Origin of the sequence: Pedobacter panaciterrae (genome assembly GCF_013204795.1) — a bacterium.
GTDB lineage: Bacteria > Bacteroidota > Bacteroidia > Sphingobacteriales > Sphingobacteriaceae > Pedobacter > Pedobacter panaciterrae.
The window spans coordinates 340,897-364,537 of record NZ_JABMKW010000016.1 but is presented as its reverse complement, the minus strand read 5'-3'; the positions used below and the strand labels follow the sequence as shown (position 1 = coordinate 364,537).

Here is a 23,641-nt window from a genome sequence, read left to right as displayed (position 1 = left end):
TTTTATAAGTTCCCTCTTAGTTCTTGTTCGCGTTCCAGAGACTCGAACAGTGCTTTGAAATTTCCTGCACCAAAAGATTGGGCCCCTTTACGTTGTATTATTTCAAAAAATAAAGTCGGACGATCCTCAACCGGTTTAGTAAATATTTGGAGCAAATAGCCTTCCTCGTCACAATCTACAAGAATTCCAAGTTCTTTTAGTTGTACTATTTCTTCATCAATTTCTCCAACTCGTTCTGGCATCATATTGTAATAGGCTTCAGGGGGTGCACTTAAAAACTCAACCCCTCGAGCTTTTAATTCCTTTACCGTAGCTAAAATATCTTTAGTTGCTACAGCAATATGTTGCACCCCTTCGCCTTCATAAAACTCCAGATATTCCTCGATCTGCGATTTCTTTTTGCCTTCTGCTGGTTCATTGATCGGGAATTTAGAGTAGCCATTCCCATTACTCATCACCTTGCTCATCAGGGCTGAATATTCTGTGTTGATCTGTTTGTCATCGAACGAAAGAATGTTTACAAAACCCATTACATCTTCGTACCATTTAACAGTTTCATTCATTCGGTTCCAGCCCACATTGCCAACACAGTGGTCTATATAAAGCAAACCCGTATCAACGGGGTTGTAATCACTTTCCCAATCCCGATATCCCGGTAAAAAGGAACCATTATAGTTTTTACGCTCGATAAACATATGTACCGTTTCGCCATAGGTATAAATACCTGACATGCGTACTTCTCCATACTCATCAGTTTTGGTAACCGGGTCTAAATACGGTTTAGCGCCTCTTTTGGTGGTTTCTTCAAAAGCGCTGTAAGCGTCGTCTACCCATAAGGCTAATATTTTAACTCCATCACCATGTTTTTTTACATGTTCAGAAATCTGGGTGTCAGATTTTAACCCCGTTGTTAATACCAATCTGATTTTTCCTTGTTGCAGTACATAAGATGCCCGATCACGTACCCCTGTTTCCGGACCTGCATATGCTAATGATTGGAAGCCAAATGCTGTTTTATAAAAATGCGCAGCCTGTTTGGCATTTCCTACATAAAACTCTATATAATCTGTTCCATTTATAGGAAGAAAATCTTGCGCTTTGGCAATCTTTTCTGCAAATGTTTGTGTAGTCATTTTAGTATTATTTGAATAATAAGTTAGTTTTTATCTTCTTTTTCCTTAAAAAATTCTGTGTTGTGAACTGACATACAAAATCTTCCCTTCAAGATTTTGAGGAAGCGAGCAACAGCTGAATTTTTTACTCGATATTTTCCTGCCAGCTTTTATGATAACTTTCATCTTCAATATTAACCGCATCTTCAGTAAGCATTAATGGTCTGAAAGGATCTATCATAACTGCAAGCTCATCTGTACTTTCCTTGCCTATAGACTTTTCAACTGCACCCGGATGTGGGCCATGCGGAATACCTCCCGGGTGTAAAGTAATCTGGCCTTTAACTACGCTCTTTCTACTCATAAAATCTCCGTCAACATAATAAAGTACTTCATCACTGTCTACATTACTATGATTATAAGGAGCAGGTATAGAAAGGGGATGGTAATCGTATTTGCGGGGCACAAAAGAACAGATAACAAAATTGTGTCCTTCAAATGTTTGATGAACAGGCGGTGGCTGATGCAAACGACCAGTAATTGGTTCGAAGTTATGAATAGAGAATGCCCACGGGTAATGAAAGCCATCCCATCCTATAAAATCAAAAGGGTGGGTTCCATAGATATAAGGATACATTAGTCCTTGTTTTTTAATCAGCACCTTAAAATCACCAAATTCATCAATGGTTTCCAGATCTGTTGGTCGCTTAATATCCCGCTCGCAATAAGGGGAGTGTTCCATTAATTGTCCATATTCATTACGATAGCGCTTAGGTGATCGGATAGGGCTAAAGCTTTCTACAATAAACAAACGATTCTTTTCGTCATCAAATTCCATCTGATAAATGGTTCCCCGTGGCACTACCAGGTAGTCGCCATATTCAAAGCGGATCTTTCCAAAGCCTGTTTTTAAGGTGCCGGTACCTTCATGTATAAAAATTACCTCATCTGCCTGGCTATTCTTATAGAAATAATCGGTCATTGATTTTCTTGGAGCGGCCAGAGAAATGTGTAAATCACTGTTTACCAATACTGGTTTACGACTTTGTAAATAATCATCTTCAGGTTTGATATTAAAACCGATTAAACTGGTATGGCGTAAATGTTTTTCACGGGCAATCTTAGGCTCTACAGAATATGGTTCTCCTAATGACTTTACAATAGTAGGTGGATGGCAGTGATAAACGAGTGAATATAGGCTTGAAAACCCTTCAGTAGAGACTAATTCTTCTGCATATAATTTACCATCTGGTTTACGAAAAACAGTATGGCGTTTAGCAGGTATAGTTCCTAAGGTATGATATATAGGCATAGCAGTAGGTATTTGGTTAAAATGTAATTTAATAACGATTAAAACGTGCAAAACGTTTTAAATAAAGCAGGATGGTTTGGAGCTTAAAGGGAATATTGCGCGAAAATGATTTTGGAAAGCATGGCATATCTAAATGAAGCCAATGCTTGCCTGGCTATCTGACTCTGATATATAAAATTGCTTTGTATCATTTTTCTTTTGCGGTGGCTAAATTAAGTATTTAATCTGCTAATCAACAAATTGTAGGCGATAATTCTCTGCGAAAATTATTTAGTCTGTTTGCCTTATTTTTTATATAGATTTGAATAACTACAAAAAACTATTGATCATATGAAACTGGTATCCTATAAAACAGAAGACAGAGAACACCTTGGTGTTTTTGTAAACGGACACATTTACAATTTAAATTCATGCGATAAACAATTGCCTGATGAGATGAATGCCTTTTTGCAAGGTGGTGAAGTTTTGATGGACCGTGCAAAAAAAGTTGATAGTCAGATCAAATCAGGAGAGCTGTCACCAAAGCAGGAAGCTTTTTTTGAATTGCTTGCTCCGGTACCTCATCCAGCCTCGTGCAGAGATGGTTATGCATTTCGTCAGCATGTAGCTGCTGCCCGAAGAAATCGTAAAGTTGATATGATTGCGGAGTTTGACCAATATCCAATCTTTTATTTTACCAATCATAATGCCATCCAGGGTCCCGGCGAAATTGAATGTATGCCCGATCATTTCCAAAAACTTGATTTTGAATTGGAAGTAGCCGCAGTAATAGGCAAAAAAGGAAGAAATATTACAGCTGCAGAGGCAGATGATTATATAGCTGGTTTTACCATTATGAATGATATGAGTGCCAGAACATTACAAATGGAAGAAATGCTGTTAAATCTTGGGCCTGCCAAAGGCAAAGATTTTTCTACCGTAATAGGACCATGGCTGGTAACTCCAGATGAGTTGTTAGAATACAAAACCTCAGCTAAATCAGGACACACTGGTAATACTTATAATCTTGAAATGACATGTACCGTGAACGGTAAACAAGTGTCTGCAGGAAACATGGCAGATATGGACTGGACTTTTGCTGAAATTATTGAACGTTGCGCGTATGGTGTAGATATTTTACCAGGCGATGTAATCGGATCCGGTACTGTTGGAACAGGATGTTTTCTTGAATTGAATGGTACAGGATTATTAAATGACCCAAATTTTAAGCCTCAATGGCTGCAGGACGGTGATGTTGTAGAAATGGAAATCACAGGTCTTGGTCATTTAAGTAATACCATTAAGAAGGTCGATACCGATTTTTCTATTTTGACCTTGAAGAAGAAGTAATTATTTCCTTTCGACTATTATGTCTACGTCATCTCGTATGTCTACGTCATCTCGTATGTCTACGTCATCTCGACGATAGGAGAGATGACGGGCTCTTGTCGTGATGACATAACATATATCAATCAATAACTTTATGCTAACCCTCAATACTTCCGATTTAAGCCCTTTGCAATTGCAGAACTATATGCAATATGCAATTGCACCAAGACCAATTTGTTTTGCCACAACTATCGATCAGGCTGGAAATATTAATTTGAGCCCCTTTAGTTTTTTTAATATGTTTAGTACCAACCCGCCATTGTGTATATTTTCTCCGGCAAGAAGGGTACGGGACAATACAACCAAACATACACTCGAAAACATATTAGAGGTTAAGGAGTGTGTTATTAATATTGTAAATTATCCTATGGTACAGCAAACCAGTTTAGCGAGTACTGAATACCCAAAAGGAATAAATGAATTTGAAAAGGCCGGGTTTACTATGCTCCCTTCACAATTGGTTAAGCCACCAAGGGTTGCAGAGGCTCCTGTGCAGATGGAATGTGTGGTCAGGGAAGTAATTCACCTGGGAGAAAATCCAGGGGCAGGGAACCTTATATTGGCCGAGGTAAAGCTAATTCACATTAAAGAAGAGATATTAGACGAAGAGGGAAAAATTGATCAGGCGAAAATTGATCTTGTAGCACGTTTAGGGGGCGATTGGTATTGCAGGGTTACACCAGAAAATTTGTTTAAAGTAGCTAAGCCATTAACAACACTTGGAATAGGTGTGGACGCATTACCTAAAGCAGTTCGTAATTCAACTGTATTAACGGGTAACGACCTAGGGAAACTTGGTAATATGGAACATTTACCAACTGACGATGAAATTGACGCATTCAGAAATGTACCAGATGTTAAGGAGATTTTAGACGCAACTATTGGTGATGCTAATAATCGTGAACGTGAGCTCCATGAACTTGCTAAAGAGTGGCTGGCGCAGGGCAAGGTGAACGACGCGCTAAAGATAGTATTGCTATAGGATACTGATTACTTTTATAAAACGTTTTTTGTAAAAACCATCATCCAGACTGGTAATCGTTACTCCTCTTTTCTTTCCCGAAGAAGAATGAATGAATTTGATTTCATCTCCATCTATAGAATAGATAATCCCAACATGGCCGGGGGTTCTTGATCTGCTATTCGTTCCGGTGAACAGGATTACATCTCCAATTTTTGCGTCCTCTAGCTTTTTGGCTTCACCACTTGTTGCAAATTCTCTGGATGAACGAGGCACTTTAAAACCAAAATTGCTGAAAACGTAATTGACAAAGCCGGAGCAGTCAAAACCTTTGCTAGGACTACTGGAAGCCGAGCGGTACCGGATACCAAGCATAGATCTTGCAAATTCCAATAAGCGATTTGGCGAAGCATTGATTGCTGATTTCTTATCCTGATCTGGTACTTCCTGGCTAAGCTTATGCACCAGTTCCTGAAATTGAACGGGTATAGAAGTTTGCGACTTAGCTGCCGTAAAACTTAAAAGTATTACACTGAATAGAATAATGGTTTTCTTCATATCAATAGGGTTAAAGATATTAAAATTATCTTTGAACCCTAAAAATGTTGATAAGTTGTTGATTATGGCGTTGTTACCGCAACAGGAATTACTTTTCCGTTAAAAAATTTATGTCCTGTTCTGGCAAAATCAGCGACATATTTACCCATTTCGAAAGCTAAAACCGGCGATTGGTAACCCGGGAATGCTTGCTCAAGCATCTCTGTTTGCGCAGAACCAAGAGCCAGGCAGTTTACCTTAATACCAGTTTCTGCCAGTTCAAATGCCAGGCATTCAGTTAAAGTATGTAAAGCAGATTTGCTCGAAGAATAGGCCGAAAGCCCCGGAAATTTAACACTTCCCTGGAACCCACCCATACTGCCAATGTTTACGATATGACTACTCTCACCCATCAAAGGAATTAGGTTTTGGATCATACTAAAATGCCCCACAACATTGCTTTCAAACATCTCATAAAGATCAGCATGAGTAGTTTCCAGAAATGGTTTATTAATTAATGCGCCAGCATTATTTATTAGAATATCAACCTTGCCAAGTCTTTCTTTTAAAAAGGGGATTAGGGCCGCATAGTCATCATTTACAATATCAAACTCTACGGGCAGCAGTGTACAATCAGGATTAATGCCTTTTGCTATTTCCAAAAGTTTACGTAACTTATCAGAAGACCGGGCAATGCATACTACCTTGTTCTCACTACTTAATGTAAATTCTAAAGCGGCTTCAAAACCAATTCCGCTGCTTGCACCGGTTAATACTATATTCATTAATTATCTTCTTCAGTGATTAATTGACTAATGGGATTTTCGATTACATGTAATCCATCATTAATCAGTTTTTTATGTTCAGCTTCGTTCTCAGACTTAAGCTCTAAATAATTGCGGACCTCTTTTTCCAATTCAGGGAAAAGTTTTTTATGGTGTAAAATTTCAAGCATTTCAAGTGCGGAAAGCCAATCCTGGCGATGTTCTGTCTTTATTTTTTCAAACAAAACAGGTAATTGCTCAAAGCCTGCCTCGTTCTCTCTTATCAAACGCATGCTTTTATAGATGTCATGAAGCTTTTGTGTATTCTCGTCGTAACTTACTTTATGAGTGTGCTTATCGCTCACATGTGTAATTTCCTCATAAGAACCTTTATCTGCCGCACCATTAAATACAGAAACAATGGTCGCACCAACAGCCATGTCGTATACGCCCCAGTCTGGTTGGAAAAGTATATTTCCGTTACTTTCCTTAACTGTACAATCTTCAAACCTGATAAGGAAAGTTTTTTTATTTTTCTGATGGATGATCTTAACAATACCTTTTACAGAAATACCACTTTCAAACTCCAGGATGGCCAGATTAAAAGGCTTGATACCGCATTTCAATAATTGAAATGTGTCCATATCTTCCAGCGGCGTATCCATTCCCTTCAGTTTACCTACCGGCGATGAGAAACCATCTTTGTGATGAAATTTGCCATGATCTTCAAGTTGTTGACCTTCAAAAGCAAGGGCCGATGGTCCGGTGGTTTTTATAAACGTAAGCTCATCATTCTGATCGACACCCATATCTGTAAATACTCCAGTTACCTGTAAACCAGAACTGTAAACAGCAGTTGCCGGGTTTTTACATTCAATAGCTTTAACAATACTTTCTGAACCTCCGCGCCTGAATGCCATTGTATCTGCAAAATCTTCCAAAACATCAATCAGATTTTGGAAAGTTTCGGTTACAAATAATTGAGGCTGTGGCTTAGTAATGTCGTATGCGTAATTTATGGTGTCTTTATTATACCATAATTTTTTTACATCAGGCTTCATGCACGAGGAGCTTTCTCCAATTGATGATAGCAGGCCAGCCCCGTAAATCTTAGGGTTTTCTAAGGTGCCTATCAGGCCATACTCTACAGTCCACCAATGTAATCTGCTCAATAAAGCCATTTCTGAAGGCTCGCCCATATCCTCAGAGATTTGTTGTAAGCGCTGTTCAGCCCTTGCAATTTCCTGTTCCTGAACATCGGCAGCCTCTTTTAATATAGAGAGGTGTCGTATAGCTTCGTACAACTCAAAATCTTTTGAAGAGAACATCGCCTTGGCACCAATAGAGCCGAAATAACTTAGGTAATTATTATAATCAGTATCCGCAATAATTGGTGCATGACCTGCCGACTCATGAATAATATCGGGAGCAGGAGTATATTCTATATGATTAATCTGACGGATATCGGCTGCAATAACAAGTACACGGTATGCCTGATATTCCATGAATGCCGAAGGTGGAATAAATCCATCCACAGTAACTGCACCCCAGCCTATTTTGCCAAGATTGTCGTTCATGTTTTGCAAATCAGGAATATGTTCAATACTAAGACCTGCCCGTTGTAAGCCCTTTATATATGGATAATAAGCAACATGTTTTAAATAGCTATAATTTTGACGCATCACATACCTCCATACTGCCTGATCAACTGGCGTATATCTTTCGTAATGTTGCTCTACAATAAATTGCTTTAGATGCGTTGGCAACTTAGCTACTTGTGGATTATTAAAGTCATTAAAATCGCTCATTTCTAAAATTGAATATGAAGCGTCTAAGTTAAGGCTATAACAGGCTTTAAACAAGTAAAATTAATTGGATTATAGACACAGCGAACTACTTTTTTACTTTAAACGAAAAGTGTTTTTGAGAAAAATAACTGAAAACAGTTAGAATAGTGGTAATAATAATCTTAGAAATAGTTGGGTAAAATCCGAAAGATAAAAACACCTTAAGCAGGGCATAGTTGAGCAGAATATTTGTAGCTACTACAGATCCATATCTAAACAACTGGATCCGTCCTTTTAAGTCTGATTTTGTAAAAATCAAATACTTATTTAATATAAAACCAATAAAGAAAGTAATTACAGATTCTATGGCCAAAGCTGCTGTTGGCGCAGTAATTAGGTTCGGAAAGAAAGGTATAGAGAGATGAACATCTTTTTGATGTAATACCCAGTTATAGCAAATATAATATACTACAATTCCAGTGGCTGCAGTGGTGCCGCCAGACACCATGTATCTGAATGTATGAATGGGTAGCCAGCGAGAGAATGGAGGATAAAAGAAATCTATTATTTTTAATAAGGCTTTCCTCATGCAATTAGTTTGCTGTTAGTTTATTTTCAATCATCCTGTTATTGTATTGCTGGATAAATGCTTTCAGGTATTTCTCCATTTTCTCTGCAATTAACGGTTCTTTTTCCAGAATGTTGTTTTTTGTTAAACGATCTGTTTTTAAATTATACAAAGCGTTATTTTCTTTCCCATCATTAATTAACAGATAATCGCCCTGGTAAAAGCTAAAAGTACCATCGTTATTATTCACAGCAAAGTTATCATTACCTTCTTTAAATGCATCAAAACCTAAAGCAAAATAAGGCTTATCGTAATGTAAATAGTTTAATACGGTTGGCATGATGTCTATCTGTTGCACAACTTTATCAGCTTTTCCTTTTAAGTTTCCGCCCGGATAATACAACACAATTGGGATTGAGAAATATCCTGGTGTTGTTTGATATTCAGGGTAGTAAGAAACAGTTGCATGGTCTGCACAAAGGACAAACAAGGTGTTTTTATACCAAGGCATAGTTGACGCTGTTTTAAAAAAGTTGCGCAAAGCCATATCTGTATAGCCAAAAATTTCCTGTACCGGAAGAGGGCCTTTAGGAAACTTGCCTTTGTATTCATCCGGTAACCTAAACGGATGATGAGATGATAAAGAAAAGAAACTTGAAAAGAACGGCTGTTTAAAGGTATTCATGGTTTGCGCCATGTACTGCATAAAAGGATCATCCCAAATTCCCCAAGTACCATCGGTATCACCAGTGTTTTTATACTCGTTTTGTCCGAAGTAATGTTTTATACCTGCAAGGTGGGTGTACGATGAAAAACCCATTGAACCATTTGGGGCACCATGAAAAAATGCCGTCTCATATCCTTTATCACTTAATAGCTTAGCAATGCTGGTAGTTTTATTGCCAGAATAGATGGAAAGAATAAAGGGCTCTCTGATACTTGGAACACCCGTAATAACAGAAGGCAAAGCATCAATAGATTTGCGGCCGTTGGCATAGGTATGAGTGAAGGTGTAACTCTGGGAAATCAAAGAATCAAGAAAAGGAGTATAGCCTTTGTATTTTCCTCCGTCCAGATCAGTATTTAGGCTTCCCACGTGCTCTTTCCCTAAACTTTCAATAATTAGAAAAACTACATTGAGCGGCTTAAACTTACCGGTATCAGTAGGGATGTGGACCGGATTGTAAATAGAATTTAATGTCTGTTCATCATAAAAATGAACAGGTTTTAACTTAGAAGCTTTAAGTGTTCTGAATATGCAAAATGGTGTATTTAAAACCAGGTTCATCTGATCAGGTGTATCCACAAATTCACCGGCATTACTAAGTGTAATTGGCCTAGTTCCAAAACCCCAGCCGCCTCTTATTCCAGTAAGGCAGGCTAGCGCTATACCTAGCATAAGCGCGGTATGTAATAAATAAACAGGCCAGGTGAAACGAGGTGCTTTGTTAATTTTAATAAGATCGTAAAGCTTAATAAATAACCACACAAACACCGCAAAAAGGATCAGAAGGTACCAATAGTCGACAAGAAAGTCACCTAATAGTTTAAGCTTGTTTTGCTCGTTTTTAAACTGACTGTAAACTGTTGCTGTGGTACGCTTTAAGGTATACTTATAATAGGCAAAATCGGCAAAGTTTGCCATTATACCTATGCTGTTGGTGATAATGAAAAGCCATTTGCAGAACTTTTGATATCCTTCCTTGTACCTGAAAGTGAAGGGAATAACATGTAATAATATAAATATAAGGTTAATGTACAGCAGGGCGGAAACATCAAATTTCACACCTCCATATAGGATAACAAGATATTTAGAGAAAGTAATGCCTTGAAATAAGCTATGGTTGAAGGCATAAAAGCCCAATCTGCAAAGCGTATATAAAACCAATACAATAAAAAACCGGTATGCCAGTGCCAGGTAAAGATTTACCTCTTTTGTGTTCTTAATTTTCAACTGCCTTTAATTAGAGGCAGTAAAACTAAGTATTTTGAAAACGATTTGTTAACAATAAATTTACGATATGTTCTTTTTGAAATATTGATGACGAGGAACTACCTGGGTAATGCCACAAAATCAATTACTGCACAATAGCCGTATTTTTTGTGAGGTTGAATACTTACCCCAATATAGTTTAACCCATAGGAATCATTTAAGATCATTTTTCTATGTCCAAGATCTGGAACACCTTTATCAAGCAATAACATACAAATGTTGTCCAGACCCGAAGAAAAACCAAATGCAAGGTTTTCACCATTGGATCTTTTAGGGTAAATCTCTGATATTCTATCTTTAACCGACCTTCCGTCACTGGAATTGTGCCCGCTAAAATTGTTGCGGTTCATATCCCTTGCATGTTGTTTTGCTACTATGCTTAAAGCCTCGTCTGGCCAAAGCATTGGAAGATCCTTTACCGCTCTAATCTGCTGTGCCAGACTCCGGTAGTACTTATTACTTGTGGTTATTTTAAGCTCATCATAGTTGCTATACTTCATGGCTTTTTTGTTGTGTGCCTCCACAAAATCCTGAAAATAAGTATTAAAGAATTTTTCGCCATCCATACGCGCCAGATTCATATAGATAACCAGATCCTTTTCTTCCCCGGTAAGGTAACTGGAGTTACCCGCGGTGTTGGCCATTTTTAGCTCCTCTTTAGACCATGTGTAGTCGTCGGATGTGTTTTTGACTTGCGTACTTGTAAAAATAGAAAATAGAAAAAGGATAGATATCGAAAACAGTTTCATGTTTTGACCAATAGCAAAAGCCAGGCCATACTTGGGGTTACAATACGTAATGCTATTATGTTTATCCCACCATTTGATGTGGGTTTATGAGTTCAGTAAATATATTTAGGACTATTTAAATAATAAAACAACTTCTGTTTATGCCGTAAGTGCAATGTGTTAAAGTTACAGCACATCCGTTTTAGCTTAAGAATCAGGGCAAATCCAGAGCGATGTGAAATTTTAAATAGTTTCCATAAGTTAATAAAAAGTTAATGTATCGTTAGTCTTTAAGCTTTTTTAGAGTTTTACTTTTGTTGAAATTTTTAATACATTGTGATGACCAAACGATTTTAAAACCAACATCTTTTGAAGGGCCTGACTGATTTAGCTTTATTGGATTTACTAAAAGATGATAGCGATGATGCATTTAATGAAATTTATGCACGCTATTGGGACTTGGTGTACGCTGTTGCCTGTAAAAAACTAAATGACCGTGAAGAGGCAAAGGATGTTGTACATGATCTGTTTATGCTCATCTGGGTTAAACGTCATTCGATCAATATCACCACTACATTTGTCGGATACATTTACGTGATCCTCAAAAATAAGCTTACCGATCTTAATCGCAGGCAAACACTTCGTATTAAGCACGATGATGAAGCAATAAAGACCCATCCTTTCGCAGATAATGATGTGTTTGACCAACTTGTATCTAAGGACATGGCACAGCAATTGCAATTAGAAATTCAAGATATGCCTTCCGGAATGCGAAAGGTATTTTTAATGAGTAGGGAAGAACAGCTTTCGGTTAATGAAATAGCCGGTAAATTATCCATTTCTTCTCAAACCGTAAAAAATCAAATTACGAGTGCTCTTAAAAGACTTAGGTCTAAATATCAGGCTAATTAAAATATTTTATTTCTACATAGTACCTCTTTAATTCTTGTTCGTTATGTATTTAGAATGGACGCTAAGAATAAAAAAGAAATCTATAAAGAATTTGGCATTTCCGATCCTTCAGAATTTTTTGAGGATCAGGATGACAAAGAGCAGTTACGCAAGGAGATGCTTGCGCGCATTACTGCAAGCAGGTATGCTCATGACAAACAATCCGCAAACAAGCAAAAACGTATAAGTAAGAAATTGATGCTGGCAATGGCTGCGGCCATTAGTTTTGTTCTGCTCTCGGCTGGTATCGTGTTTTATTACAATTCTTATTTTAAAGCCAACGACTTTGTAATAGTTAAAGTGCCTATGGGCAAAACCCAATTGGTTACACTACCCGATGGTTCCACTGTTTGGCTTAACGCCGCTAGTACCTTAAAATATCCCAAAAAGTTTGGAGCGAAAAGGATAGTTTATCTGGAAGACGGGGAGGGGTTCTTTAATGTGGTTCACAATGAAAAAGTACCTTTTATTGTTGAGTCCTCATCGTTAAAAACATTTGTTCTGGGAACATCATTTGTTGTTAAATCTTATAAAAGCCTCTCTACAGCCTCAGTATCTGTTGTAACCGGAAAGGTAGCGGTTAGTAATCATGACAAACAGATCAGTGTACTTACCCCCAATCAAGAGGTGGTGTATAATAAAGTTACCCACAAGCCGAAAACACTTACAACTAAGGCTGTTGAAAAAACAGAATGGAATAATGGCAAAGTTAATTTAAACGGAGTGTATTTTGAAGAGGCTGTTCTCGCTGTTGAAAATGCATACGGAGTTAAAATAGATTATGACAAGGAATTATTTAAGAATTGCCAGAATACCTTCAACATTAACGCGAAACAAAGTCTTAAAGAAACTTTAGATCTAATCGCCCTGATTCAGGGAATTACTTATCAAATTAAAGAAAAGGAGGTACTGATAACAGGAAACGGGTGTAATTAGACCAGAAAAAATAATGATCAGTACCTGTTGGAGCAGATACTGATCTAAATGTACAGCATGCGGGTAATTCGTCGAAAAATCTTCCGTATGGCTGTTTTGTGTTTCATTTAAACTATAAAACGATTAAAAATATGAAAAAAAACATTACTACACTAATTCTTAAGATAATGAAGGTAGGATTAATAGTGTTTGCTACTTTACTTACTTCTGCCGGAACCCTTTTAGCAGAAACTGTTTTTAGCCAGAATCTTAAAGATGTTAGGGTAACTCTCAACCTTAATGGCGAATCATTAGAAAGAGCAATTGAAAAGATCAGTAAAACAAGTAAGCTTGACTTTTCTTATAACAACAATGAATTACGAAAGGTAAAAGGAATTGTGATAAACGTATCTAACGAGCCGATAACCGAAGTGCTTGTACGTTTATTAGATCAGACGCCATTTTCCTATAGGGAGATAGATCAAAATATTGTGATCTTCAGGAAGAGGAATGAGTTGTCTGGAGAGAAGCAATTGATAAAGGGAAAAGTAACCGACGAAACTGGTATACCATTGCCAGGAGTAACGGTACAGATTAAAGGGACCACTTCTTCTGTAACTACTGATGTAAATGGAGTTTATGAACTTAATGTAGCGTCCTCTGCTGATATTTTAGTGTTTTCTTATATGGGTTTAACCACTCAGGAAGTTGTTGTAGGTACACAACAACAGATCAATGTCGTTTTAAAAGACGATCAGAAGATTCTGAATGAAGTTGTTGTGGTTGGATATGGCACACAGAAAAAAATAAATTTGAGCGGTGCAGTTGATGGAATAACCAGTAAAGAAATCGAAAACAGGCCTTTTTCAAGCGTAGGAGCTGGTTTACAGGGACTAATTCCAAACCTTAATATAACTATTTCAAGTGGACAGGTTAATAAAGCACCAGCTTTTAACCTCAGAGGTTATACATCACTAAATGGCGGATCACCTTATATTCTGGTTGATAATGTGCCATTTACTGCCGATGAATTAATGGCTTTAAATCCTAATGACATAGAGAGTGTGTCGACTTTAAAGGATGCAGCATCAGCTGCAATTTACGGTGCCAGAGGAGCTTTTGGCGTAATTTTGATTACAACAAAAACTGCTAAGAGTAACGATCTTAAGGTATCTGCAAATACTTATTACGCAATACGTACCTTGGGTAAGGTTCCTGATATTGTAACTGATCCCCTTAAAACCATGGAGTTTAAGCACGATGCTGCTTATCCGCTATACAACCTGTTTCCAGAAAATGTAAGAGAGTATGCCAGACAACGTTCAGAAAATCCTTCTCTTCCGTCTGTAATTATATCGCCAACAGATCCTAATGCATGGGCATATTATGGATCTACAAACTGGATGAATGAGGTGTATCATAACACTGCCCCAACTTATAGCGCTAATTTCAGCATATCTAAAAGAGACGAAAAACTAAGCTATTATACTTCAGGTGAATATTTCACAAATGAAGGAATGTTGCGCTACGGAAATGATAACTATGATCGGTATAATTTAAGAGCAAAAGCAGATTATAAGCTAAGGAATTGGTTAACTCTTGGTAATAATACCTCTTTTATGTCTAGCACTTATGATGAATCTGTTTATGGCGGGGAAGGCTTCTTTCATAATGTTAACAGGCAGAGTTCTCTTGATGTTCCAAAGAACCCTGATGGAAGCTGGACCTCGACCGGTGCCGCTCTATTGGGAAGATTACAAAGTGGCGGACGTAGTGTAACCAGAAGCAATAATTTTCAAACAACATTTAATGCCAAAGCTGAACTGGTAAAGGATGTATGGGATTTAAAGGCTGATGCTACCTTTAGAAGAATAGATACTGCAGGCAGATCGTTTGATGTACCCGTACCATATAAAACAGGACCTAATTCGGCCATAAGTTATAGTGGTTCGAACCCAACCTGGGCTCAAAATGATACTAGGCTTGTGAGACATAATATTTATAACATTTATACAGATTTTCATAAAACCTTTGGTTTAAAACACTATTTGCAAGTATTGGCAGGCTTTAATCAGGAATATAGATATCGTACCACTAATTCTGTTACACGCAAGGGATTGATCAGCAATACACTACCGTCTATTTCTTTAGCAACCGGTGATATGACCGGTAGCGAACGAATTGAAGATTGGGCAGTAAGGGGATGGTTTTATCGCTTGAATTATATTTTTGATAATAAATACATTCTGGAATTAAATGGCCGTTATGATGGCACTTCACGTTTCCCAAGCGACGATCGTTGGGGATTTTTCCCTTCAGCTTCAGCTGCATGGGTAGTAACGGGTGAAAATTTCTTTAAGCCTGTAGCAGAAAGCATCGGACTTGATTTATTAAAACTACGTGCGTCTTATGGTTCATTGGGTAATCAGGATGTGGATTCATATTTATACATTCCTTCAATGGCATCTGGGCAGATTGATCAGATTCTTGATGGCAAAAGACCCATTCAAGTTCTCCCTCCAGGAGCAGTTGCCCCAAGTTTAACCTGGGAAAAGGTATCAACAATTAACTTTGGTGGTGATGTAAGCTTTCTCAAAAATCGTTTTGATTTGAGTTTTGATGCTTATACCCGGTACACAGAGGGTATGCTTACAAAGGGTAAAACCTTACCTGGCCCTTTTGGTGTTAATGAACCAAAAGTAAATGCTGCAGATTTGAAAACAAAAGGCTGGGAAATAAGATTGGGCTGGAAAGATGGTTTTATGCTCGCTGAAAGCCAATTTTACTATAACATAGGATTTAATATGGGCGATAGTCGTTCGTATATTACCAGATTTGATAATCCAAATGGTTTGTTATCTGATCATTATGTTGGTAAAGAAATCGGAGAGATATGGGGCTTGGAAACAGAAGGCTTTTTCCAGAACAAAGAAGAACTTGCTAACCATGCTGACCAAACTGCTGTTGGGGCTGATGATACAGGGTATAAATTTGATGTGGGTGACTTAAAATTTAAGGACCTAAATGGTGATGGCAAAATAGATAAAGGTAAAAATACACTTGCCGATCATGGAGATCAGAAGATCATTGGTAATAATAGGGCAAGGTACCAATATGGAATAGACTTGAACGCAGGCTGGAAGGGATTTGATGTAAGGGTATTCTTCCAGGGTGTTGGTAAAAGAGATTGGTATCCTGGTCCAAGCAACCATTATTTCTGGGGCGTTTATGCACAACCATGGGCCAATGTTCAGGTTCATAATCTTGACCACTGGACTCCCGAAACACCAGATGCTTACTTCCCGAGGGTTAAAGCCTATATTGCAGAAGATGCTACTGAACTTGGAAATCCACAGACTAAATATTTGCAGGATGCTTCTTATTTACGGTTAAAAAACCTAACACTTGGTTATACACTGCCAAAAACTTTAACGAATCGGATAAAACTGGATAAACTGCGCCTTTACTTCAGTGCAGAAAACATATTTGATGTATCTCATATTAAAGCAAATCTGGATCCTGAAGGGCTCGATGGTAAGGTCTATCCATTCCAAAAAACCTTTTCTTTTGGTTTAAACCTTAATTTTTAACTCAAGCAGAAAGTATTATGAAACTAAGAATAAATTATATCCTTATAATAGGATTTATAGCTATAGCAATAACAGCCTGCAAGAAGGATTTTTTGCAACGTAATCCTCAAACACAAATTACTGACGCCGTCTTTTTTCAGTCACCATCAGACCTCGAAACATATAGCAATGGCTTTTACAAGCAGTTGAGCCCTTCGTACGATGATATTAACTCTGATAATATTGCTAACTATAATGCAAATGGTGAGGTTGATAATCTGGTAAGAGGCGGCATATCATCTTCAAACGTTGGTGGCTGGGATAAAAAGGACTGGGCAGATTTGCGTCAAATTAACTATATGCTTGATCATATTAATCAGGTAAAAGGTGATCAAACACTAATTAATCATTATGTAGGTATTGCCCGTTTTTTCCGTGGCTTTTATTATTTTAAAAAGATCAAAACCTATAGCAATGTACCATGGTTTTCAAAGGTTGTAAGTTCCGAAGATCCTAATCTTTATAAAGGTCAGGATCCACGAGCAACGGTTGCCGATTCGGTTTTGAACGATCTTACTTATGCCGCAAATAATATTAAAGCAGATGGAAGCAATACACGCGTCACCAAATGGGCGGCACTTACTTTATTGGCACGCTTTGCGCTTCACGAGGGTACTTTTAGGAAATACCATGATGAGATAGCATTAACAAACGACTATCAGCGTTTTCTTGACGTTGCTATAACCGCTACAGCCCAAATTATAAAAGACGGTGGCTTTGTTATCTACAATACAGGAAAGGCTGGTGAAGACTATCGTGCCCTATTTTCAAGTGCAAATTTAGCCGCGAATAAAGAGATGATTATGTGGGCTGATTATGGAAAAGAACTTGGAGTTGGTAACAATAGCCATACAGTATTAGACTATATCTGGTCTCTTAGTAAAAATCTGGCAGATACTTATCTTAAAACAGATGGTTCTCCATTCACCTCAACACCCGGCTACAATACCAAGTTATATACAGAAGTATTTGCCGGTCGCGACCCTCGTATGGCAGAAACTATTATTAATCCGGCATTTAGAGGGCCGAATAATGCTACGGCGCCATATAGAATAAAGCCAACCCTTGGAGGTTATAATCAAATTAAATTTTATCCCCGTTCTGCTGATTTAATGCAAGGCTGGGTAATGAACTACACAGACTTGCCAATATTTAGATATGCTGAGGTTCTTTTGATAAATGCAGAGGCAAAGGCTGAATCCGGAACGATTACTCAAGCCGACCTGGATCAGACAATTAATAAGTTAAGGAATAGGGTGCAAATGCCTGCATTAAGCATGGGGGTAGCACTAGATCCGGTACTTTCAGCTACTTACCCTAATGCCATGGGAGCAAATACAGCGGTATTGCTTGAAATTCGCAGGGAAAGAAGGGTGGAGATGGCTTGCGAAGGTTTAAGGTATGATGATATAGTTCGTTGGAAAGTAGGTAAAGTTTTACAAAACAGTCAGCAAGGGATGTATGTTCCGGCAATGGGTGGATTGGATGTTACAGGAGATGGTATACCTGATATTGCAATTCTAACCTCTCCTAATGATGAATCTGCGATCGCAAATCTCCCAGAGGATGTGAAAAAGAACCTATCTAAATACTACTTAAAAGATAAAGACGGTAAGGACCAGAATTTTTACCTTACTAATGGCACTTCTGGTTTTGTAGCATTTACGCGCGATAGAGATCAGCCGAGAACATTTATTGAACCAAAGTATTATTACAGGCCAATACCAATAAGTGAAACTGTAGTTAACCCGGCCTTAAAACAAGTGTTTGGCTGGTAATAATATTAAAATGACAGCACTCTCCGGCAGCAGGTTTAATCGCCTGCTGCTTTTTAAATTTACACACAAACAAACCATGAGAATACTAGCGATTTTATTTTTTTACTTATCTTTTGTTGGTATAGCAAATGCCCAATTTAAGGGAAAGGTTTTTCTAGATAAAAATAAGAACAAACTTGCTGATACATCTGAGCCGGGTATAGCCAATGTAGCCGTATCTGATGGGCAAAATGTATTAAGCACAGATAAAGAGGGTAGCTTTAACCTGCCTGGTCATTCAAAAACGAGGTTTATATTCATTACTATTCCTGCTGGTTATAAACTAACTGATAAACATTATATCAAAGTAGGTGAGACGACAGATAAGGTATATAATTTTGGTTTAGTTGAAGATCCTACAAGTGCCGGAACATCTGTTAAAATGCTTCAGATTACGGATACCGAGACTGATAAGTACAACGATTGGATTGTGAATGTAAAGAACTATGCAAAAAAACAGGGCATCAGCTTTATTGTTCATACCGGCGATATCTGTTACGAAAAGGGATTAAACTTCCATGCCAACCAGATTACATCTGAAACATTGGGTAAGCAAATTTTTTACTGTATTGGTAATCATGACCTCGTTAAAGGGGCTTATGGCGAGGAACTGTTTGAAAATTTGTTTGGCCCGGTATATTACTCTTTTGATGCCGGACCAGCACATTTTATTGTAACTCCAATGAGGTCTGGCGATTTTCAGCCATCGTATACAGTGGATGAGGTAATCAGCTGGATGAAAAATGACCTTGCTGCTGTAGATAAAAACAAACCCGTAATTATCTTTAATCATGATCTCCTTACTTACAACGATCAATTCATTTTAAAAGGTAAAAACGATTCTATCAATTTAAATGATAATAATTTAAAAGCATGGGTTTATGGCCATTGGCACAATAATTTTGTAAGGAAAAGCGAAAAGACAGGGATTCATTACATTTCATCTGCACCACCTGATAAAGGGGGAATAGATAACTCTGCAGGACAATTCCTGTCTATAGAAATTGATAAAAATGGTGTAAAAAAAGTAAAACCACATTATACTTATTTGCATAAGCACCTGGTGGTAACTACTCCATCCGGGTCGGATATGGTAAAGGTGAAAAACGGAGCACTAATCGTAAATGCGAATGTTTACGATAGTGAAACTACTGTAATGAATGTTAAGAGCATAATCTATGATGGTAAAGGAAATAAGCTGGCCGAAACAGCTTTGACCGCAAATACTGATTGGAATTGGGAAGGGAAAATACCCGTGACTAAGTTGGCAAAAGGGAAACCTTTAACAATACAAACCGAAGTTGTTTTTGCAGATGGCGAGCAGCACATACAGAAACAGTCTTTTAAAATTGATACAGAAACATCATTAAAATGGATAAGTAACATAAAAGGAAATATATGGAAAACTGCACCCCTGTTTGCCGAAGGGCGACTATTTGCGGCTACAATAGATGATGGTAACAATATCAATTGCGGAATTACAGCACTTGATCCGCAGAGTGGAAAAGTTTTATGGCATTATAAAACCCGTAACTCCATCAAACATGAAATAGCTTATGACCGCGGATTGGTACTATGTACAGATATGGAAGGCTTTACTTATGCGCTAGAAGCATCATCTGGTGAATTGGTTTGGAAGAAAGACCTGGGCATGAAGAGCTTGCCTGGCTACATCTCTGCAGGGGTAGCAGAGAACGGTATTTATTATACAGGGGCTGAAGGTTATTTCCAGGCACTTGAGGTTAAATCAGGTAAAACTATTTGGGTAAATAAAGAGTGGCAAGGAGGAGAAGGTACACCTGAAAAGATGACAATTGCGGGCGATGTCATAATTACCGGCAGTAATTGGCAAAGTCTATTCGGTCATGATAAAAGAACTGGTAAATTACTATGGAAAAGAAGTGACGAAGGTTTGCGTTTTAGAAGCAGTACCGGGAAGTATGTAAATGGTAAATTATACATCACTGGTCTGAACGCCATTTTTGTGTTAGATCCTCAAACAGGAAAGACACTTCAAAAAATTGATGCCAATTATGAATTTAAGGTAATGGCAGCACCTTTGGTTACAGATAAGCATATTATTATGCCAACCGCTAAACATGGAGTTGTTGCTTATGATGTTAATACTTTACAAGAAACGTGGAATACTACAACTGGCAATGCGCTTGTTTATTCTGCTCCGTATGCAGGTCCCGAGTCGGCTACTGTAGAATGTTCAGTTATTAAGTATAAAAATAAGCTTCTTCTTGGAGCCTCTGATGGATATATCTATGTCTTGGATGAAAATTCTGGAAATGTACTGAGGAAAATTAATCTGGGCGCTCCAATATTTGCTGATTTATCAGTTGTTGAAAACACCCTTTATGTAGCAGATTTTGCAGGGAATGTATTTGCCCTCACAAATTTCTAGAAATAACGATTGCTAAATTCCGGAACAGCCTTGTTGCAAATAGCGACAGGGCTGTTTTACTTTAGATGAGCGTGGACATTTTTCAAAATGAAACATTTTATAATAAAATGATATACATTATTAAAAATAATAACTCTGAACACTTTTTTTAGCCTCAAATTTTTATTAATTTGCTTTAACGGAAACACTTACGTAAATCATCCCTATGAAATGTCGTTCTCACCTCCTGGCCGTCTTTTTATTCTGCAGCCCCCTTTTAAGTAAAGCACAAGGAATAAGCGTTCCCGTTTCTGAAAAAGCCAAGATCAATTTTTCAGGAATGCTGCAAACTCAATTTAATTATTCGCTTGATGACGATATTGATATTGCTGGTATGCATCATGCCGGCGATGAGCATTTTTCCAGAAATTCTTTTTCTGTAAAACGGGCACGTTTACAATTGAATGCTACTATAAACGATCGAATTAATGCTGTTATACTGGTCAACTTTGGTGATTTTACAGGCAACCCTCAAAACAAAGTGCTCGAAAACGCATACATTAAGTACAGTATTAATGATTATGTGAATTTCCAATTCGGTCAGTTCAGGCCTCAATTTGGTCAGGAAGATAATTATCCTGTTGATTTTGTGCGTTCCATTGATTATTCAAATCAATATTATCTTTTTGGTTCAAACAGTTGGCAGAGCTTTCAAATAGGTGCCACTTATTTTGGAGAGATTAAAAATACTGATGTTCCTGTAAAATATTATATAGGTATTTTTAATGGCAACAACCGAAATCAGGTAAGTGATAACGACGACGGTAAAATAATTCCTGCCCGAATTGTAGTTGGTTTAGGTAAAACTACGCAGTTGGGTGCCAGTGGTGGAGTTGGCAAAAACATGGGCCAAAAAATATGGGCTTATGGTGCCGATGTTGATTATAAAAAGCAGCTGAATGAGCGGTGGGGTATAGAACTTGTTTCAGAATATAAACAAGGGATAAACAGTGTTGCATTCTTTGGCCAGGAAAATCCGGTAATCCCGGTAAGTGAGTATGCAATGCGCGGCATCTATGTATTGCCAAATGTGGCTTACAGTATTAAAAATGCTAGACTCAAAAGTTTGGAATTTGCAGTGCGATATGAATACCTCGATTCAGATTTTAAGCAAGTGGGAAATTCCCGACAAAGTTATATTCCAATGATCAGTGCGGCCTTTGCTGAAGCATACGCCATTAGAGTTCAATTGGGATTGCTAATGGACAGATACGAAAGAAATATCCCCAATACAACGCAGTACAATACAAATAGGATTATTTGCCAGGTTCAGGCAAGATTTTAATTATCTAATTCACTCTAATCCGTTAAATTATGAAAGAGATCAACTACAAAATGATGCTGGCTACATTGGCTTTTGGGTTGTTAATCTGGTTTTTACCAGTACCAGAAGGTGTAAAGCCCGAAGCATGGCATTTGCTGGCTATTTTTTTAGCAACTATTTTAGGTATTATCTTAAAAGCAGCTTCCATGGGTACCATGTCTATGATTGCTATCGCAATAGTTGCTTTAACAGGGGTGTTGGCACCAGGAAACCCGGGTAAATCGATCTCAATGGCCTTAAGTAGTTTTGGAGATAAGGTTATCTGGCTAATTGGCATTTCATTTTTCATCGCAAGGGGCTTTATAAAAACGGGTCTTGGAAGCAGAATTGCCTACCTTTTTATCAGAGTGTTTGGCCGAAGCTCTCTAGGTTTGGGTTATGGATTGGGCCTTGCAGATCTTGTACTGGCACCCGCTATTCCAAGTAATACTGCAAGAGGGGGTGGTATTATTTATCCGATCATGAAGTCTATGGCCCTTAATTTCGATTCAGTTCCAGAAAAACCGGAAACGCACCGTAAGCTAGGAGGCTATTTAACATTAAGTTGTTATAACATCAACCTCATCACGTCCTCAATGTTTCTAACAGGTACAGCGAGTAATCCCATGTGTCAGAAATTTGCTGCAGATCTTGGTATAAATATCACATGGATGTCTTGGATGTGGGCCGCAATAATTCCAGGAATTATCTCTTTGATTCTGGTGCCATATATCTTATACAAAATCTATCCTCCGGAAATAAAATCGACGGGAGGAGCACCTAAAATGGCCTCCGAAAAATTGAAAGAGATGGGAGCTGTAACACGCAACGAATGGTTGATGTTAACTGCATTTGTTGTCTTGCTTTTTTTATGGATAACAGGAGATATTTTTAAAATCGACGCCACAACTACTGCCTTTATTGGTCTGGTATTCCTGTTGTTATCGCAGGTTTTAACCTGGGAAGATGTGAAAAGTGAAAAGGGCGCATGGGATACAATTGTATGGTTCTCGGCCTTGGTAATGATGGGTAGTTCTTTGAATACGCTGGGATTAATCCCATGGTTCAGTGAATTGGTAAGGGCAAAAATAGGAGGGCTGAGCTGGACCATGGCTTTTCCTATTATTATTCTGGTTTACTTTTACAGTCATTATTTGTTTGCAAGTGCAACAGCGCACGTTGCGTCTATGTATGCAGCTTTGCTTGGCGTGGGTATCACCATTGGCATTCCGCCCATGCTGCTTGCATTATCGCTGGGCTTTTGTGGTGGTATTTTTGGAACATTAACCCATTACGGGCATGGTCCGGCACCGGTATTTTTTGGAAGTACATTCGTTGATGTCAAGGACTGGTGGTCAAAGGGATTTGTTTTGAGTATCGTTTTTCTTTTGATCTGGATGGGAATAGGCGGGCTGTGGTGGAAGATGATCGGCTTGTATTAATTTAA

At 38.0% G+C, this 23,641-nt stretch carries 17 protein-coding genes; 9 read left to right on the top strand and 8 right to left on the bottom strand.

What is annotated here, in order from left to right:
• Nucleotides 1-2: 2 nt before the first annotated feature.
• Together hppD and HQN86_RS09500 are read right to left on the bottom strand one after the other, a co-directional pair.
• Nucleotides 3-1,133, bottom strand: coding sequence for a 4-hydroxyphenylpyruvate dioxygenase (hppD, locus tag HQN86_RS09505; protein ID WP_172660756.1), 1,131 nt, complete (start codon nt 1,131-1,133; stop codon nt 3-5).
• Between the two features lie 124 nt (nt 1,134-1,257).
• Nucleotides 1,258-2,424, bottom strand: coding sequence for a homogentisate 1,2-dioxygenase (locus HQN86_RS09500; RefSeq protein ID WP_172660755.1), 1,167 nt, complete (start codon nt 2,422-2,424; stop codon nt 1,258-1,260).
• Nucleotides 2,425-2,754: 330 nt separating this feature from the next.
• On the opposite strand from HQN86_RS09500, the gene HQN86_RS09495 reads away from it, so the two are divergent.
• Together HQN86_RS09495 and HQN86_RS09490 are read left to right on the top strand one after the other, a co-directional pair.
• Nucleotides 2,755-3,753 carry a fumarylacetoacetate hydrolase family protein gene (locus HQN86_RS09495; protein WP_172660754.1) on the top strand — a complete coding sequence of 333 codons (999 nt, stop codon included), beginning with the start codon at nt 2,755-2,757 and terminating at the stop codon, nt 3,751-3,753.
• A 133-nt stretch (nt 3,754-3,886) separates the two neighbouring features.
• Nucleotides 3,887-4,774, top strand: a complete 888-nt coding sequence (locus HQN86_RS09490; protein ID WP_172660753.1) for a flavin reductase family protein — start codon at nt 3,887-3,889, stop codon at nt 4,772-4,774.
• On the opposite strand, the gene HQN86_RS09485 is transcribed toward HQN86_RS09490, so the two are convergent.
• The 6 genes from HQN86_RS09485 to HQN86_RS09460 all read right to left on the bottom strand — a co-directional run bounded on the left by HQN86_RS09485 (nt 4,769) and on the right by HQN86_RS09460 (nt 11,151).
• Complete coding sequence (locus HQN86_RS09485; RefSeq protein ID WP_172660752.1) at nt 4,769-5,311, bottom strand: C40 family peptidase; 543 nt, start codon at nt 5,309-5,311, stop codon at nt 4,769-4,771. The two genes, HQN86_RS09490 and HQN86_RS09485, sit on opposite strands and share 6 nt — an antisense overlap.
• Before the next feature lie 62 nt (nt 5,312-5,373).
• Entirely contained in the window at nt 5,374-6,075 is a 702-nt protein-coding gene (locus tag HQN86_RS09480) for an SDR family oxidoreductase (protein ID WP_172660751.1), read from the bottom strand.
• A complete protein-coding gene (locus tag HQN86_RS09475; RefSeq protein ID WP_172660750.1) occupies nt 6,075-7,862 on the bottom strand; it encodes an aromatic amino acid hydroxylase in 1,788 nt (595 codons plus the stop codon). The genes HQN86_RS09480 and HQN86_RS09475 overlap by 1 nt, the downstream gene beginning before the upstream one ends.
• Nucleotides 7,863-7,947: 85 nt before the next feature.
• A complete protein-coding gene (locus tag HQN86_RS09470; RefSeq protein WP_172660749.1) occupies nt 7,948-8,430 on the bottom strand; it encodes a GtrA family protein in 483 nt (160 codons plus the stop codon).
• A 4-nt stretch (nt 8,431-8,434) separates the two neighbouring features.
• Complete coding sequence (locus HQN86_RS09465) at nt 8,435-10,363, bottom strand: LTA synthase family protein (protein ID WP_172660748.1); 1,929 nt, start codon at nt 10,361-10,363, stop codon at nt 8,435-8,437.
• 98 nt (nt 10,364-10,461) lie between these two features.
• Nucleotides 10,462-11,151 carry a CAP domain-containing protein gene (locus HQN86_RS09460; RefSeq protein ID WP_172660747.1) on the bottom strand — a complete coding sequence of 230 codons (690 nt, stop codon included), beginning with the start codon at nt 11,149-11,151 and terminating at the stop codon, nt 10,462-10,464.
• A 348-nt stretch (nt 11,152-11,499) separates the two neighbouring features.
• On the opposite strand from HQN86_RS09460, the gene HQN86_RS09455 reads away from it, so the two are divergent.
• From HQN86_RS09455 to HQN86_RS09425, 7 genes are all read left to right on the top strand, one after another.
• On the top strand, nt 11,500-12,042 hold the full coding sequence (locus tag HQN86_RS09455; RefSeq protein WP_172660746.1) for an RNA polymerase sigma factor: 543 nt from the start codon (nt 11,500-11,502) through the stop codon (nt 12,040-12,042).
• 54 nt (nt 12,043-12,096) lie between these two features.
• Nucleotides 12,097-13,017 (top strand): FecR family protein, encoded by a 921-nt coding sequence (locus HQN86_RS09450; RefSeq protein ID WP_172660745.1) that lies wholly within the window; start codon nt 12,097-12,099, stop codon nt 13,015-13,017.
• A gap of 131 nt (nt 13,018-13,148) precedes the next feature.
• Nucleotides 13,149-16,586, top strand: coding sequence for a TonB-dependent receptor (locus tag HQN86_RS09445; protein WP_216854366.1), 3,438 nt, complete (start codon nt 13,149-13,151; stop codon nt 16,584-16,586).
• Nucleotides 16,587-16,603: 17 nt separating this feature from the next.
• Nucleotides 16,604-18,403 carry a RagB/SusD family nutrient uptake outer membrane protein gene (locus HQN86_RS09440; RefSeq protein WP_172660744.1) on the top strand — a complete coding sequence of 600 codons (1,800 nt, stop codon included), beginning with the start codon at nt 16,604-16,606 and terminating at the stop codon, nt 18,401-18,403.
• A gap of 10 nt (nt 18,404-18,413) precedes the next feature.
• Entirely contained in the window at nt 18,414-20,852 is a 2,439-nt protein-coding gene (locus HQN86_RS09435; protein WP_216854365.1) for an outer membrane protein assembly factor BamB family protein, read from the top strand.
• A 205-nt stretch (nt 20,853-21,057) separates the two neighbouring features.
• Nucleotides 21,058-22,176: a porin gene (locus HQN86_RS09430; RefSeq protein ID WP_172660742.1), complete on the top strand. Its 1,119-nt coding sequence runs from the start codon at nt 21,058-21,060 to the stop codon at nt 22,174-22,176.
• A gap of 29 nt (nt 22,177-22,205) precedes the next feature.
• Nucleotides 22,206-23,636 carry an anion permease gene (locus tag HQN86_RS09425; RefSeq protein WP_172660741.1) on the top strand — a complete coding sequence of 477 codons (1,431 nt, stop codon included), beginning with the start codon at nt 22,206-22,208 and terminating at the stop codon, nt 23,634-23,636.
• Nucleotides 23,637-23,641 lie beyond the last annotated feature (5 nt).

Bases quoted from the DNA above. Each gene is read 5' to 3' on its own strand.
- hppD (WP_172660756.1), bottom strand. From the start codon at position 1,133: ATGACTACACAAACATTTGCAGAAAAGATTGCCAAAGCGCAAGATTTT.
- HQN86_RS09500 (WP_172660755.1), bottom strand. From the start codon at position 2,424: ATGCCTATATATCATACCTTAGGAACTATACCTGCTAAACGCCATACT.
- HQN86_RS09495 (WP_172660754.1), top strand. From the start codon at position 2,755: ATGAAACTGGTATCCTATAAAACAGAAGACAGAGAACACCTTGGTGTT.
- HQN86_RS09490 (WP_172660753.1), top strand. From the start codon at position 3,887: ATGCTAACCCTCAATACTTCCGATTTAAGCCCTTTGCAATTGCAGAAC.
- HQN86_RS09485 (WP_172660752.1), bottom strand. From the start codon at position 5,311: ATGAAGAAAACCATTATTCTATTCAGTGTAATACTTTTAAGTTTTACG.
- HQN86_RS09480 (WP_172660751.1), bottom strand. From the start codon at position 6,075: ATGAATATAGTATTAACCGGTGCAAGCAGCGGAATTGGTTTTGAAGCC.
- HQN86_RS09475 (WP_172660750.1), bottom strand. From the start codon at position 7,862: ATGAGCGATTTTAATGACTTTAATAATCCACAAGTAGCTAAGTTGCCA.
- HQN86_RS09470 (WP_172660749.1), bottom strand. From the start codon at position 8,430: ATGAGGAAAGCCTTATTAAAAATAATAGATTTCTTTTATCCTCCATTC.
- HQN86_RS09460 (WP_172660747.1), bottom strand. From the start codon at position 11,151: ATGAAACTGTTTTCGATATCTATCCTTTTTCTATTTTCTATTTTTACA.
- HQN86_RS09450 (WP_172660745.1), top strand. From the start codon at position 12,097: ATGGACGCTAAGAATAAAAAAGAAATCTATAAAGAATTTGGCATTTCC.
- HQN86_RS09445 (WP_216854366.1), top strand. From the start codon at position 13,149: ATGAAAAAAAACATTACTACACTAATTCTTAAGATAATGAAGGTAGGA.
- HQN86_RS09440 (WP_172660744.1), top strand. From the start codon at position 16,604: ATGAAACTAAGAATAAATTATATCCTTATAATAGGATTTATAGCTATA.
- HQN86_RS09435 (WP_216854365.1), top strand. From the start codon at position 18,414: ATGACAGCACTCTCCGGCAGCAGGTTTAATCGCCTGCTGCTTTTTAAA.
- HQN86_RS09430 (WP_172660742.1), top strand. From the start codon at position 21,058: ATGAAATGTCGTTCTCACCTCCTGGCCGTCTTTTTATTCTGCAGCCCC.
- HQN86_RS09425 (WP_172660741.1), top strand. From the start codon at position 22,206: ATGAAAGAGATCAACTACAAAATGATGCTGGCTACATTGGCTTTTGGG.